13 protein-coding genes and 1 pseudogene are annotated in these 14,577 nt (G+C 52.0%); 11 read left to right on the top strand and 3 right to left on the bottom strand.

Annotated elements, in window-relative coordinates; genetic code table 11:
* Nucleotides 1-64: 64 nt before the first annotated feature.
* Nucleotides 65-1,078, top strand: coding sequence for a class I fructose-bisphosphate aldolase (locus A3OI_RS0104560; RefSeq protein WP_018403141.1), 1,014 nt, complete (start codon nucleotides 65-67; stop codon nucleotides 1,076-1,078).
* A 25-nt stretch (nucleotides 1,079-1,103) separates the two neighbouring features.
* On the opposite strand, the gene A3OI_RS0104565 is transcribed toward A3OI_RS0104560, so the two are convergent.
* Nucleotides 1,104-1,283 (bottom strand): hypothetical protein, encoded by a 180-nt coding sequence (locus tag A3OI_RS0104565; protein WP_007348816.1) that lies wholly within the window; start codon nucleotides 1,281-1,283, stop codon nucleotides 1,104-1,106.
* A gap of 103 nt (nucleotides 1,284-1,386) precedes the next feature.
* Between A3OI_RS0104565 and nspC the strand changes: the two genes are divergently transcribed.
* The 10 genes and pseudogenes from nspC (at nucleotide 1,387) to A3OI_RS23660 (ending at nucleotide 13,836) form a co-directional block, all read left to right on the top strand.
* The gene (gene nspC / locus A3OI_RS0104570) at nucleotides 1,387-2,484 is read left to right on the top strand and encodes a carboxynorspermidine decarboxylase (RefSeq protein WP_018403142.1); all 1,098 of its coding nucleotides are present in this window, start codon (nucleotides 1,387-1,389) and stop codon (nucleotides 2,482-2,484) included.
* Nucleotides 2,485-2,567: 83 nt separating this feature from the next.
* The gene (locus A3OI_RS0104575) at nucleotides 2,568-3,809 is read left to right on the top strand and encodes a saccharopine dehydrogenase family protein (protein ID WP_018403143.1); all 1,242 of its coding nucleotides are present in this window, start codon (nucleotides 2,568-2,570) and stop codon (nucleotides 3,807-3,809) included.
* A 792-nt stretch (nucleotides 3,810-4,601) separates the two neighbouring features.
* A complete protein-coding gene (locus A3OI_RS0104580) occupies nucleotides 4,602-6,329 on the top strand; it encodes a putative bifunctional diguanylate cyclase/phosphodiesterase (RefSeq protein WP_407635513.1) in 1,728 nt (575 codons plus the stop codon).
* Between the two features lie 250 nt (nucleotides 6,330-6,579).
* The gene (locus A3OI_RS0104585; protein WP_018403145.1) at nucleotides 6,580-6,786 is read left to right on the top strand and encodes a hypothetical protein; all 207 of its coding nucleotides are present in this window, start codon (nucleotides 6,580-6,582) and stop codon (nucleotides 6,784-6,786) included.
* A 367-nt stretch (nucleotides 6,787-7,153) separates the two neighbouring features.
* A pseudogene (locus tag A3OI_RS19360) lies at nucleotides 7,154-7,372 on the top strand (type II toxin-antitoxin system Phd/YefM family antitoxin); the annotation flags it as partial.
* A 431-nt stretch (nucleotides 7,373-7,803) separates the two neighbouring features.
* Nucleotides 7,804-10,383: a bifunctional diguanylate cyclase/phosphodiesterase gene (locus tag A3OI_RS0104605; protein ID WP_018403148.1), complete on the top strand. Its 2,580-nt coding sequence runs from the start codon at nucleotides 7,804-7,806 to the stop codon at nucleotides 10,381-10,383.
* On the top strand, nucleotides 10,380-12,353 hold the full coding sequence (locus tag A3OI_RS0104610; RefSeq protein WP_018403149.1) for a sensor domain-containing diguanylate cyclase: 1,974 nt from the start codon (nucleotides 10,380-10,382) through the stop codon (nucleotides 12,351-12,353). The genes A3OI_RS0104605 and A3OI_RS0104610 overlap by 4 nt, the downstream gene beginning before the upstream one ends.
* A 470-nt stretch (nucleotides 12,354-12,823) precedes the next feature.
* On the top strand, nucleotides 12,824-13,066 hold the full coding sequence (locus tag A3OI_RS0104615) for a type II toxin-antitoxin system ParD family antitoxin (protein WP_018403150.1): 243 nt from the start codon (nucleotides 12,824-12,826) through the stop codon (nucleotides 13,064-13,066).
* 49 nt (nucleotides 13,067-13,115) lie between these two features.
* Nucleotides 13,116-13,352: a type II toxin-antitoxin system RelE/ParE family toxin gene (locus A3OI_RS21665; RefSeq protein ID WP_267283278.1), complete on the top strand. Its 237-nt coding sequence runs from the start codon at nucleotides 13,116-13,118 to the stop codon at nucleotides 13,350-13,352.
* 76 nt (nucleotides 13,353-13,428) lie between these two features.
* Nucleotides 13,429-13,836: an XRE family transcriptional regulator gene (locus A3OI_RS23660; RefSeq protein ID WP_018403151.1), complete on the top strand. Its 408-nt coding sequence runs from the start codon at nucleotides 13,429-13,431 to the stop codon at nucleotides 13,834-13,836.
* 18 nt (nucleotides 13,837-13,854) lie between these two features.
* Here A3OI_RS23660 and A3OI_RS0104630 read toward each other — a convergent pair whose 3' ends face one another.
* Nucleotides 13,855-14,160, bottom strand: a complete 306-nt coding sequence (locus tag A3OI_RS0104630) for a hypothetical protein (RefSeq protein ID WP_018403152.1) — start codon at nucleotides 14,158-14,160, stop codon at nucleotides 13,855-13,857.
* An 18-nt stretch (nucleotides 14,161-14,178) separates the two neighbouring features.
* Nucleotides 14,179-14,559: a helix-turn-helix domain-containing protein gene (locus A3OI_RS0104635; RefSeq protein WP_018403153.1), complete on the bottom strand. Its 381-nt coding sequence runs from the start codon at nucleotides 14,557-14,559 to the stop codon at nucleotides 14,179-14,181.
* Nucleotides 14,560-14,577 lie beyond the last annotated feature (18 nt).

Raw genomic sequence — 14,577 nt, forward strand, 5'->3', positions numbered from 1 at the left:
GCTATACTGTTGAGCAAAGAAAACCGAAAAAGATTACAACATTCAATAGGGCATAGGAGCGGGCATGGATATTCACGCCGAATTACGTTCAACGATTCAGGATCTTGTTCAGCCAGGCAAGGGGATTCTTGCTGCGGACGAAAGCCTCCCGACTATCGCGAAACGCTTCGATGCGGTGGGTGTTGAATCCACAGAAGATAAACGCCGGGAGTACCGCAGCCTGATCTTTGCCACACCCGGGCTTGGAGAATTCGTCAGCGGTGTGATTCTTTTTGAGGAAACCCTGGGTCAGAACAGCCTGGATAATGTACCGATCACCAAGCTGCTGGAAAGCCAGGGAATTGTGCCGGGCATCAAGGTAGATACGGGGAAAAAGCCCCTGATCAATGCTCCGGGCGATGAAATAACCTATGGCCTCGACGGACTGGATGACCGGTTGGAAATCTACAAGAACCAGGGCGCCCGTTTCGCCAAGTGGCGTGCTGTGTACAACGTCTCCGGCACACTGCCCTCACGCCAGGCGGTGGAAGCCAACGCTGAAATGCTGGCCCGGTATGCCGCGTTATGCCAGTCCAAAGGTATTGTGCCCATTGTAGAGCCAGAGGTGCTGATTGATGGCAACCACACCATCGAACGGTCTGCAGAAGTAAATGAAGCCGTGATTGCGGAGGTTTTCAACGCCCTGCGCCGCCACCGCGTGCAACTGGAAACCATAATCCTGAAGCCCAGCATGGTAACGCCCGGCAAAGCGTGTGCAAAGGCATCTCCGGCAGCAGTAGCAGAAGCCACTTTGGGGGTATTACGCCGAGTTGTGCCGGCGGCCGTTCCGGGTATCAATTTCCTCTCCGGCGGACAGACTCCCGAAGAAGCTACCCTCAATCTGAACGCGATGAACAGCCTTGGCCAGCAACCCTGGAGCCTGAGTTTTTCTTATGGACGTGCCCTGCAAGAACCGGCACAGAAAGCTTGGGCCGGCAAACTGGACAACAAACACGCTGCCCAAAACGCCATGCTCAAGCGGGCCAGGCTTAACGGCGCGGCCAGCACCGGGGAGTATAAAGCAGAAATGGAAGGCTAAAATCAGCTGTGCTGTACCCTGAAACTCAGAAAAAGAAATGCCGAATCATTTGCGCCAAAATCAACACGGCCATAAGCGGGAAAATGAATCGCGTGAGGTTGCCATAATCACGGGATTCACCTTTCGGCGCATATTTCTCAACCAGCGGCAGAATAACGATCAGCGCCACAAACAGCACCGCCAGTATGATCAGTAGTGTTTCCATATTGATAAAAGTCCTTGAATACAGGATGTTGGTGGAGACAGATGTCAAAAGTAATGACCAAGAGTGTTTATCGTATATAATCGCGCGTTTTTGAGGGAAGAAAATGCTCAAAACGCCCTATTATCTGATCGATAAAAGCAAACTTCTGCGTAACCTGGAAATCATTGCCAGGGTGCGGGAAGAATCCGGTGCCAAATCCTTGCTGGCGCTCAAGTGCTTTGCCACCTGGGGTGTCTTTGACTTGATGCAGGCGTACATGGATGGCACAACGTCTTCTTCGCTCAATGAAGTCAAACTGGGTAAGCAGAAATTTGCTGGGGAAACACACGCCTACAGTGTCGCCTACGCTGATGATGAGATTGAAGAAGTTCTGGCTCACAGCGATAAAATCATCTTTAACTCCATCAGCCAGCTACAGCGCTTCTCTGGGGCATCTGCAAACCAAACCCGGGGGCTGAGAGTCAATCCCGGTGTCAGCTCCTCGGACTTCACCCTTGCCGATCCGGCCCGCCCGCACAGCCGTCTGGGTGAGCACGACCCGGAAAAAATCGCGGGCATTCTGGATCAGGTCTCAGGCTTCATGTTTCACAACAACTGTGAAAATGCCTCCTTCGAGCGCTTTGATGAACTCCTGCAGGTCATCGAAACACGTTTTGGGCACCTGCTGGAAAAGGTCAGCTGGGTCAGTCTGGGTGGTGGCATTCACTTTACCGGAGAAGGCTACCCGCTGGAACGTTTCTGCCAGAGGCTGAAGGCCTTTGCTGAGCGTTATGCTGTGCAGGTTTATCTGGAACCCGGCGAGGCTGCCATCAGCCATTCTACCAGCCTGGAAGTGACTGTTCTTGACCTGCTCAACAACGACAAAGACCTGGCGATTGTTGATTCGTCCATTGAAGCCCATATGCCAGATCTATTGATCTACCGGGAAAGCGCAAAACTTGAGCCCAACCGTGGTAATTACACGTATCAGATTTGTGGAACGTCTTGCCTGGCCGGTGATATTTTTGGCGAATTTCAATTTGAAAAGCCTTTGCAGATCGGTGACTGTCTCTCTTTTCAGGATGCAGCTGGCTATACGATGGTCAAGAAGAGCTGGTTTAACGGCGTGAAGATGCCGTCTATTGCCGTTAAACAACTGGATGGGCGCATTGAACTCGTCAAGTCGTTTGGCTACGAGGATTTTGTGCAGGCATTGTCGTAGAGTTTGCCGTGGGCAGCCTGACCTGACAACATCTCGCTCTCAACGAATGAACAGCGGTTTCAACAGTGGAGTTTTGTCTGGAAATGAAAAAAAATGTCTTGATTATCGGAGGTGGGGGCGTTGCTCAGGTGGTCGCCCATAAATGCGCTCAGAATAATGACGTTCTGGGTCAAATCACTTTGGCTTCACGTACCCAATCCAAGTGTGATGCCATTGTTAAAAGCGTGGAAGAAAAAGGCAGCATGAAAGTGCCGGGCAAAATTCAGACCTTTGCGCTGGATGCCCTGGATATTCCCGCCACTGAAGAACTGATCTATCAGACAGAATCCCAGATTGTCATTAATGTTGGCTCGGCGTTTATCAATATGTCGGTGATGACCGCCTGCATCAATACCGGCGCTGCGTATCTGGACACCGCCATTCACGAAGAGCCGGACAAGATTTGCGAAGAGCCGCCCTGGTACGGTAACTATGAATGGACGCGCAAACATGAGTTTGCCAAGGCCAAAACCACGGCCATTCTAGGCGTGGGATTTGATCCGGGTGTCGTTAATGCCTATGCCAGGCTGGCGGTTGATGAATATTTTGACACGGTTGATTCCATCGACATTATCGACATCAATGCCGGGGATCATGACCGTTATTTTGCCACCAACTTTGATCCCGAAATCAACTTCCGTGAATTTACCGGGCGCGTTTGGTCCTGGCAGAATCGCCAGTGGACCAAAAACAAGATGTTCGAGAATAAGCGCACAGATAATCTGCCTGTGGTGGGTGAACATACCAGCTACATGACCGGGCATGATGAAATTCATTCCCTGTCCAAAAACCTGGATGTGCCCAACATTCGTTTCTGGATGGGTTTTGGCGAGCACTACATCACGGTGTTTACGGTACTCAATAGCCTGGGATTACTGTCTGAGCAACCCGTGAAAACGGCAGAAGGCCTGGAGGTGGTTCCCTTGAAGCTGGTGAAAGCCATTTTACCCGACCCTTCATCCCTGGCACCGAATTACACGGGCAAGACGTGTATTGGTGACCTGGTCAAAGGTCAAAAAGATGGTAAGGAAAGGGAGGTGTTTATTTTCAATGTGGCCGACCATAAAGACGCTTACGAAGAAGTGGGCAGCCAGGGCATTTCCTATACCGCAGGGGTTCCACCCGTGGCGGCTGCCCTGTTGATTGCTGATGGCACCTGGGATATAGGCACCATGGCCAATGTGGAAGAACTGCCACCCCGGCCTTTTCTGAATCTACTTAACAAAATGGGCTTGCCCACCTGTATTCGTGATGAAGAAGGTGAAAGGCCGCTGACCTTTTCCTGATTTATTTTTCAATAAACAGGTCCGTGCCTGTTTGAATAAGGGACAGATTTGAAATCTGTCCCTGGTTTGCAAAATTTACAAAAGCTGGGGCGAAATTGATGCAGAAGCCATACGGCTTAAAGGCAAATTATGTTTAGACTTAAATATTATTTTTCTATTGTTAGCCTTATCGCTATTGTCACTTCTGCTGCGATCTTGAGCAGCTATTATTACCGCACTACGGTTGAACAATTAACTGAACTAGAAGAACGAAACTATTTAGCCCTGACTCATACGATCGCTAATATACTCTGGCCTCAATATAGTGATTTTCTTAAAAATGCTGAATCCTTATCAAGGTCGGAGTTAGTAAAACACCCGTTATCAAAATCATTACACAATGATCTGGCTCAGATGGTGCAAGGTCTAGTTATACTCAAGATTAAAATATTTGATACTAAAGGCAAAGTCCTATTTTCCACTAATTTAACACAGACAGGTACAATCAAACCGATAGACTATCCTGGAAGCCAAGTTGCACTTACAGGCAATGCAATCAGCAATATGTCGGATAGAGACAAATTTATTAGAATTGATGGCAGCGAGGTAACTAATCGTACAGTGTTGTCCAGTTACCTCCCTATAAAGAAAGGTTCAGAGAATGAAATTGTCGGTGTAATTGAAATATATTCTGATGTTACTCAATCAATGTCGAGTATTGAGAGCAAACTGTTTAGATTCATCAGTATTATATTATTGATTCTTGGCATTCTGTATTGGGTTCTTTATCTATTTGTAGCCAAAGCAGACAAGATGTTGGTTCTTGCCAACGAAGAGAAAGATAAACGGGCAGATGAGTTAATACTAGCCGCCAGTGTATTCTCTAACGCCCGTGAAGGCATCACCATCACCGATGTTGCAGGCAACATCATCGAAGCCAACGACAGTTTCACCGACATCACGGGTTACTCCCGCGAAGAGGTCATCGGTCAGAATCCACGCATCTTCCAATCAGGCAGACAATCACCTGAGTTCTATGTCTCGATGTGGCAAACCATTAACACAAAAGGCTACTGGAGAGGTGAAATCTGGAATCGTCGTAAAGATGGCGAAGACTATCCCGAAATCCTCACCATCAGTGCCGTAAAAGATGCTGCTGGAGAAGTCACCCATTATGTCGCACTCTTTAATGATATTAGTCAGCAGAAAGACCATCAAGCTCAGCTCGAACGGATGGCCCATTATGATGTGTTAACCAAGCTACCCAATCGCGCATTGCTCGCTGACCGACTAAACCAAGCCATATTGCAAAGCAATCGCAATCATAATTCACTCGCCGTGGCATTTCTGGATTTAGATGGATTTAAAGCGGTCAATGATACCCATGGTCATGCTGTGGGTGATGAACTACTCATTATAGTGTCTCAGCGAATGAAGGAGGCGTTACGTGAGGTGGATTCGCTTGCCCGTTTTGGTGGTGATGAATTTGTTGCGGTATTAACCGATTTAGCCAAAACTGAAGATTGTCAGGCGGTATTGGATCGATTTTTATTGGCAGTGTCAGAACCTATCACAGTCGGTGATGTGGTATTAAAGGTATCAGCCAGCATCGGCGTTGCGCTCTATCCTCAAGATGGCGAAGATGAAAGTATACTCATACGTCATGCCGACCAATCAATGTATGTGGCGAAACAAGAGGGTAAGAATTGTTATCACTTTTTTGATGCCGCACAGGATGAAGCAATTTACATTCAACGGGAAAACCTCGGCGATATCAGTGCGGCACTCGATAGACGTGAATTCGTCTTGCACTATCAACCCAAAGTGAATATGTCTACGGGAGAAGTCGTGGGCGTAGAAGCTTTAATTCGTTGGCAACACCCTGTACGTGGCTTAGTCCCACCACTGGATTTCTTACCTGTCATTGAAGGGCATGCCATTAGCCTCGATATAGGTGAATGGGTCATCGACACGGCACTGAGCCAAATAAGCCAATGGCAAAGTATGGGATTAACACTCCCCATTAGCGTCAACATCAGTGCTTATCAACTTCAGCAAACTGATTTTGTAGAACGCTTGGCAGCACTATTGGCAGCGCATCCTGATGTGTCACCCCACAATTTGGAATTAGAGATACTGGAAACCAGTGCCTTAAGTGATGTCAGCCAGGTTGCCGCTACCATGAGAGCTTGCATCGATCTTGGTGTGCACTTTGCTTTAGATGACTTTGGTACTGGCTATTCATCACTGACTTACCTCAGACGCTTACCAGCGCGCCTGATTAAAATAGACCAGAGTTTTATACAAGATATGCTCACTGACTCTGATGATTTAGCCATTGTTGCAGGCGTTATTAGCTTGGCGAAAACCTTCCAACGTGAAATGATTGCCGAAGGGGTAGAAACCATTGAGCATGGCACTGCACTATTGCAGCTGGGCTGTGAATTGGCACAAGGCTATGGCATTGCAAGGCCGATGCCTGCGGGTGATGTTCCTGCATGGGTGGGTGAATGGAAGCCTGATGTTAGTTGGCTGATATAGTATCTTTTGTTTGTGCGGCGGGTTGATGTTGGCACACTCTATTTGTAAGAACACCCAGCTCAATACTTGCTGTAATGGCCAGTTATCGCCAATCCGGTTTCTTTGTCTTTACCCATATTGCTGGCGGCAACGGCAGCAAAAGATAGGGCTGACGAGGAGTCGATAGGCATGTCCACGCTAACGTTTGCTTGCCGCTGGAAAGCCAGCGTAATATTATTTGAAGAATAGGTAACCCCGGAGGTATTTCAAGATGCCAATCAGCGCGACGGATTTTCTGAAGAAGCACGGCTACGACGAGGAAGAAAAGGGTGACCACAGCCTGCAACATAACGCGAAGGAGCATGCCAAGCACCTAAAAAAGCCACATGCCGGAACGCCTCATGACTGGGAAGATTGGGAGCGATATAAGCTGGAGCATCCGGATGAGGTGGAAGATGACGACACAAACGAGAAATAGGCGTTTTTAAGGTCCTCAGTGAACCACTACATCCAGGTGCACACTACGGAACCACACATTTCTCACCCACTGCCACTTCAGAAAAAAGCCCGCATAAACCAGTATCAGCCCGAAAACGACAAAAGCCACGAACAATACATGCGTGACAAGTATCGCGTCAGCGGCAAAAGAATACAGCGTACTGAAGTTGATAAAACCTCCTAACGCGCCGGTTTGGGGCCTGTGTGGCTGTTCGTGGGCCGTTAGGGGACAGATTTTAAATCTGTCCCCGGGATGTGTGCCTGCCCATGATCATTTGAACAAATCATTTTCCAGAGGCTAGCTTATGATACTCTAAGACCTATTAATAGGTCTTAGAGGTTTGCTTATGACACAGCCCGTTTACACCGAAATTACAGCTAGCATTTCCGAGTTGAAAAAAAATCCGATGGCCGTTGTGAACGCCGGCGAGGGATTTCCGATTGCTGTGCTAAATCGGAACAAACCGGCCTTCTATTGCGTGCCGGCCGATGTCTATGAAGCCATACTGGAGCGCCTGAACGATCACGAGTTAACTCGCCTGGTCGAGTCTCGCCGCGCAGAACCAGCCCAGCTTAAAGGCTCAAGAAATCGTAAGGAATCTGCCAAAGTTGGAAGTGGTTTAAGGGTAAACTCAGAAAATCGCGAATGGGATTTTGTAGTGGTCAACTGACTCCCGAACAGCATTCCAGTCACCCCGTAATCTGTGCAAAGTGCGACAAAATTGACTAAGCTTCACAGTCTTCTAACGAGTTTATTTAAGTAATCAACGAGGTGAGGCTGGACGGGCGGTCTCCAACTCCAAGTGCAACACTCGGTTTAATGAACGCTTGATGGCACGGTGTAGGTCACCCATTTTCAGGCAAAGCCATTACGGTAAGCCTGCCAAGTCAGGTCCTTGGGTGCGCTTGTCTGAACATCTCACTACGATTCCGCTCGTTGATGACTTGGAGGGCAACTTCCTGCGGCGAGCCCCATCTTAGAACGGAGTGCAGCATCATGAGCGACATTGAGTTTTCTGTGCTGGAAGCGCAGCAGGAAATCCATGAATTGATCGCACAGCAACGCCCACTGGAACAAACCCTGGACGCGATAACCGACTGGGTCGGCAGCATGATGCCCGGCGCGTTGGTTTCCATCATGCGGTTTCATCCGGACACCAACAGTTTGAGCCTGATGCCCACCAGCCGGTTTTCTGATGATTTTTTCCGGGCCATGCAGGATGTTCCAGTGGCTGAGAACATGGGCACCTGCGGCACGGCGGCCTTCACCAAAAACCTGGTTATTACTGAAAATATTCAGAAGGACCCCCGCTGGGACGGTTACCATGACATTGCCGAGGCAGAGGGAGTGATTGCCTGCTGGTCAATGCCAATTCTAACCTCGAAGAGAGAGCTCCTGGGCACCTTCTCAACCTACTACAACGCCCCGATCACCCCGACCGCGGAAGCTCAGCACAATCTCACCCACGGCGCTGCCCTGGCTACCCTGGCCATTCTCCGCCAACGAGATGCTGAAGACCATCTGGCCCTCTCCGAGTGGCACCAAGCCCTGTTCAATAACCATCCGTATGGTGTCTACACCTTTGATCTGGATGGCCACTTCCAGAGCTGTAACACGGCGATGGAACGCATTGCCGGCTATACGGCAGATCGCTTGCATGGCCTACACTTCAATCGCCTTGTTAAACCCGAGTACCGCGCACTAACCCAGAAGGCGTTTGACAGAGCCCGAAACGGTGAGGCCATCACCTACGAAACCATGCGCACCCATGCACCCGGCCACCCCTACTTTCTGGAGGTCACCAATTTCCCGATCACCATCCGGGGTGAGATTGTGGGCGTCTACGGTATCTGCCGGGACATTACCGATCGCAAAGATCAGGATGCGGAACTGCGCCTGCTCAAGCGTGGCATTGAGGCAAGCCCCACCGGTATGCTCATCGTGGACGCACGCAGTCCAGACATGCCGACGGTCTATGCCAACCTGGCGTACGCAGATATGACCGGCTATACCCAGAACGACCTTATCGGACACAACCGTCGCTTTCTTCATGGCGACGACACCGACCCGGAAACCCTCGAAGCCATACGGCATGGGCTGCGCCATCAAACCGAGGTCAACGTCGAACTGATTAACTACCGAAAGGATGGCACGCCTTTCTGGAACCACCTGTGGATCAGCCCGGTGTTTGATAATGACGGCCTCTGCACTCACTTCATCAGCAGCCAGCAGGATATTAGCCACCAAAAAGAGCAGCAAGCTCTGATTACCTACCAGGCAACCCATGACCTGCTGACCGGCTCACCTAACGAGGCCTCGTTTCAACAGACACTGCGTGACGCACTGACTGCGGATGGTGAGCGTGGATCGTTGGCCGCCATGCATCTGGACCTGGACGGGTTCAAGCCCATCAATGACGAACTGGGACGCCATGTCGGCAACCAGGTACTCATCACCATTGCCCAGCGCCTGACAGATCTGACGGCGCCTGAGGCGACCGTTGCCCGGTTGGTTGGGGATGAATTTGGCCTGCTGATACCCGGCTACACGAACCGGAACGAGGTCATCCAACTTGCCGAGCGCATATTAGTACACCTTGCACAGCCGATCGACGTGGATGGCCAGAGGGTTCACATCAGTGCCAGTATCGGGATTGCCAGTAACGGCGGGCCTCTGGACGCCCCCCATGAACTGCTCCAGTTTGCCGATCTTGCCCTGGAGCGGGCCAAGCAGCAGGGCAGAAACACCTGGCAATGGCACAGCGGTCATAAAGCCGAGCGCAGCCGGAACAACGTGAGCCTGAGGCACGATCTTCACGTCGCGCTGCAGGAAAACCAGTTTGAAATCTATTACCAGCCCCTGGTGGATGCCGTCACCGGGCGCCTGCGCAGTGTGGAAGCTTTGGTGCGGTGGCATCACCCTACCCGGGGAATGGTCTCCCCCGATGAATTCATTCCACTGACCGAGCAAACCGGCCAGATCGTGCCCCTGGGCCTCTGGATTCTCAAGCAGGCCTGCACAGAAATGGCAGACTTCAATGCCCACCGGGAGCGGCCATTGCAGGTTGCGGTCAACATATCCTCCCTGCAGTTTGTGCGTGACGGCTTCCTTGACGACGTCCGCCGGGTGCTCAACGAAACCGGCCTGCCGCCACAACTGTTGGAAATGGAAGTGACTGAAAGCGTCTTGTTGGACGGAGCCAAGCCGGTGATCGAGCTGATGGAAACCCTGAAAACCCTGGGCGTACGCATGGTCCTGGATGATTTCGGGACGGGCTATTCCAGCCTGAGTTATCTGCGGGACCTGCCCGTTCACAAAGTGAAACTTGACCGCAGCTTTGTGGAGAAAACCACAACAGATCACCGGATGGCCGCCATCATTCAGGCCGTGATCACCATGGCCCACCACATGGACATGATGGTGGTTGCGGAAGGGATAGAAACCCGGGAGCAGCAGGAAGACCTGGCCCGCCGGCACTGCGATATCCTGCAGGGGTACCTGTTTGCCCGGCCGATGCCTCTGGCCGAGTTGAAAAAGCTGCCTGACCTCTTGCCGGTGGATCCCGCGACATCATGAAGAGACTGAGCATACGCCTGGCCCTGGCCACACTTATACCTGCGTTGCTGATCACCTCGACACTGGTGCCGCTTTTCTGGTCGAACATTGAAAGTCGGGTGGAGAGTGCCCGTATCACGGCCCGGGCGCTGCTGGAGGCTGAATACGATGTGCTCCTTCAGGACATGAACGAGAGCCTGAATCTCTCTTTGGCCATTGCAGAGTTTCCTTCTGTGGTGCAGTACCTCAGCCATGCGCAAGAAACCCAATCGCCCTATCAGGAACGCCTGCTAAAACAGAATGAGGACCAGTTGGGGGTGATGTTCAACACCCTATTGACCCACTTCGGCCGCTATACCCGCCTGGCCCTGATTGACACAAACGGCAATGAACACTTACCTACACAGAGTCCCACATCACCAGCAGCTGATCCGGGCCATGCAGATGCCCTGTACTTCCGGGAGGCCATGACACTGAAGGCGCGCAGTCTCTATGTCTCACCTCCCTATCTTAGGCCAGGAGCTACCGGCCCGGAAATCACCACGGCGGTGGTGGACATTACCGCGCCCGTGTTCGGGCAAGACGGTGAGCGTTTGGGGGTACTGCTGCTCACACTGGACTGGCACTCTCTGGCCAGCCGCTTGCCGCACGCCGAGGGCATGTATTCGCAGACCCAGGCACTGCTTGTTAATGCCCAGGGCACCTCGCTGTTGCCGAACGGGAGCGGCGCCCTTTCCTTTGGCAGTTCCCTGCCGATACAGTGGCCGGAGGCCTGGCAGGCTATGATTTCCTCCAACCGGGGCGAAGTGCGTCTCGGTGACCGCCTGATTTTTTTCCATACCCAGGACTTCCGCACTCACCATGCCCGCAGCCAGGCCGAGCAAGTCCTGGGGCTGCCGGGCACTCAGCCATGGCGTCTCGCAATCATCGTTCCGAGGCCAGGCTTCACCTACCTACTGGCTGAAAGCCCTTGGACCGGGGCGTTGGTGGTGCTCGTTTATGTGCTGGCGATTGCCTTTGGTATTGGCTGGGTACTGACCAATCACCACCAGCGAACTCTGAGGGCCGGTGCGCAGAAACTGTCCCTGGAAACAAGAGATGACGCCCGGGAACTCCTCGATCTCTACGAACACGCGCCCTGCGGATACCACTCCCTGAATAAACACGGCGTGATCCTCAAGATCAACCGTACCGAACTGCAATGGCTGGGCTACAGCGCTGACGAACTCATTGGCAAACAGCTGTATCGTGAACTGGTTACCTCAGAAACCCGGGACGCCTTTGATGAAGCCTTCCGGCAAGTTCTGGGGGACGGCCATGAGGGCTCAGCGGAGTGTGAACTGATGTGCCGTGATGGCAGCACCCTCCAGGTCGCGATCGAAGCCACCGCCCAGACAAACTCCGATGGTTTTCAGTACAGCCGGGCCATGGTGTTCGACCTGACCGAACGAAAGCAGCTGGAAGACCTGTTGACCCAACAGACCATGACCGACCTGCTGACGGGGCTCGGTAACCGAAGGTACCTGGAAAACCAGGCGGACATGGAAATGGCCCGAGCCCAACGAAACGGCGAACCCCTGTGCCTGATCGCCATTGATCTGGACCGCTTCAAGCGCATTAACGACCGCTATGGTCACGATGTGGGTGATCTGGTTCTGCAGGCCTTCGCACAAACCGCACAAGAGCAGTTACGGGATGGAGATGTACTGTGCCGGATGGGCGGCGAAGAATTCACCGTACTGCTCCCTGGCACCAATATAGAACAGGCTGGCATGATTGCCGAACGCCAGCGCCAGGCAGTAGAAACCACCCCCGTTGATATCGGAGCCGATCTGGTCGACGGTGGGCAGGTGGCATACACCGCGTCACTGGGCGTGACGGTTGTCCATCCCGAAGAGAGCTCACTGAAACCGGCCATAAAACGCGCCGACCAACAGCTTTATAAGGCAAAGGAAACGGGGCGTAACCGCGTAAGCTCACTTGTTGATTGAGCGCCGACCAACAGAATTCCGGCCCAACGCAAGCCTAGACGCGAAGTACGCACATAAGCGGCCGTGTGTTTTATCTGATGCCGCTCAATGTACTGCTTTACAGTCGCCTCCGAACTGGCCGCCACCAATTGAACAGTAAAAGAGTCAGAGGGTTGGTCTTGTACCCAAGATTCCGTCCGGAAATACGTTTGATGGCAGTGGTCACGTGAAAAGCGAGAGCGGTTTGCGAATGATTCAGTAAACCTTTGGCCAGTCGAGACCAGCTTGAACCTGCAAGGGCGCCAAAGGCCCAGATCAATGGCTGCCGCCTGCCGGCCAATGCGATTATGTGGCCAGATTTGTGCGAATTGTTAAAACGTACCGGCTTCAGCCACGCTCGGCTGAACTGATTGCGAGAGAAAATGACAACTTGTTGATAAATATTTGAGGCTCTATAATTGTGCTAACTATTAACACAAGGGGGTGGTGTCATGGCCAGAACAACCAGCATTACTATCGGGGCTCCGTTAGATGACTTTATAGGGAAACTTATTGAGTCTGGACGGTTTGGCTCAACCAGCGAGGTTGTTCGCTCAGCTTTGCGATTGCTCGAGCGCCAGGAAAACCAGCTAGCCGCGTTAAGAGCTGCAGTGGATGCTGGCGAGCATAGTGGAGAAAGCGTTCTGTCTTTGCACGATATTGCCGCCCGAGTAAAACAGCAACACCCTGTATAAACTTTCAAATCTGGCGGCTGAAGATTTTGCCGCTATCTACGAGTACACCCTGCTTAATTTTGGAGCTCTTAAAGCTGACATTTATACCGACGATTTGGACAGAACTTTTCAGCTTTTATCTGGTTCGCCATTGATGGGCTGCGAATGCCCAGAAATTGCAGTCAGTGTTCGCCGCCATGATCATCAAAAGCATGCCATTTTTTACCGGCAACGTGAGCACGATATTTTGGTAATCAGAATACTCCATCAGCGGATGGATATATGGAGGCATCTCTTCGAGTTTTGAGCTCCCCAGGCTAAAACTGTGAGGTTTAAAAACGGATGACTGGCAAGCTAAATTTACAGTCTTACCGGAGAATCGCATGAGCATAAAACGCATAACAGAGCAGGAGCTTCTCGACGGCCTCGACGCTAAAGGCGCCCACGCGGACGAACTGGCTGAACCACTTCCGCAGGAACTAGAACCTCTAGAACGGCTCCGGGGGTCAGTCACACGTTACGACCGGCCAACCGATCCCGTCTGGGACGAGTACGTTGATTCTGACGAAAGCGTCACAGACGATTTTATGGAAGATCGAGGTCAGCCATTGATTGAAGACACCCCTGAAGAAGCCCTGAACATGCGCCTGGGTATCACCCAACCCCGCCTGAACGACCTGCTGAACGGCCGCATCAACAAGTTTGGCCTCGACGCCTTGGTCAACCTGACCGGTCCGGCGCACTTCCACGTGGAGCTGACGCTGGAGGACGAGGAGGCGGCCGTGGCCTGAGGCCATTAGCCGAAGGGGTCACAGCCGATGTGGCCCCTTTTCTGTCGCTTCCAGCGCCGCCAGGCGTTCGGCTAGATTGTCGCGTTCGCTCTGTAATTCCGCGTTGCGCTTGTGCTCCAGAGCCACCGTTTCGCGCCATTTTTCAGCCTCGCCAGCCGTTGCCTGCTGAGCGGTGTCTCGTACCACCTCTAGCCGTTCATGGTAGCGGCCAATCTCGGCCTTCAAACTAGCCACCTGCTCGCCCCACTGGCTTTTGATTTCGGCCAGCTGGTCGGCCTGGGTTTCGATTTTTACACGGGCGAGGAATCTTGTGTGCCTGTCCATGATCGACTTGTGGCTTACTCAGTCTACCATCAAATCGTCCATATCCACCTGTAACACCTCTGCGAGAGCTTTCAGTACTTTAGCCGAGCCAGACTTACTGCCCGATTCAATCTGACTGATATAAGACTTGCCGACGCCAGCAGTAGTCCCTAAAACTTCTTGGGTAAGCTGGCGATACTCCCGCCAGATTTTCAGCGGATGATCGTTACCAGCCATCAAGCGGTTAACTGTCTCGACGGGTATGGCTTCNTCTTCCCCGCTGGCGAGCTCAAGCGTNGCTTTTTTGGCATCCGCGAGATCCCGTACGTCTTCCGCCAGCTCTACGAGCTTCAAATACTCATCATAGGGCAGCACGGCATACTCTGGTTTTCCTTCACGCTCAATAATTTGCGCACTCATTTGTAAACATCCCCTCTC

It is taken from the genome of Marinobacter gelidimuriae (genome assembly GCF_000372805.1).
In the GTDB taxonomy this organism is placed as follows: domain Bacteria; phylum Pseudomonadota; class Gammaproteobacteria; order Pseudomonadales; family Oleiphilaceae; genus Marinobacter; species Marinobacter gelidimuriae.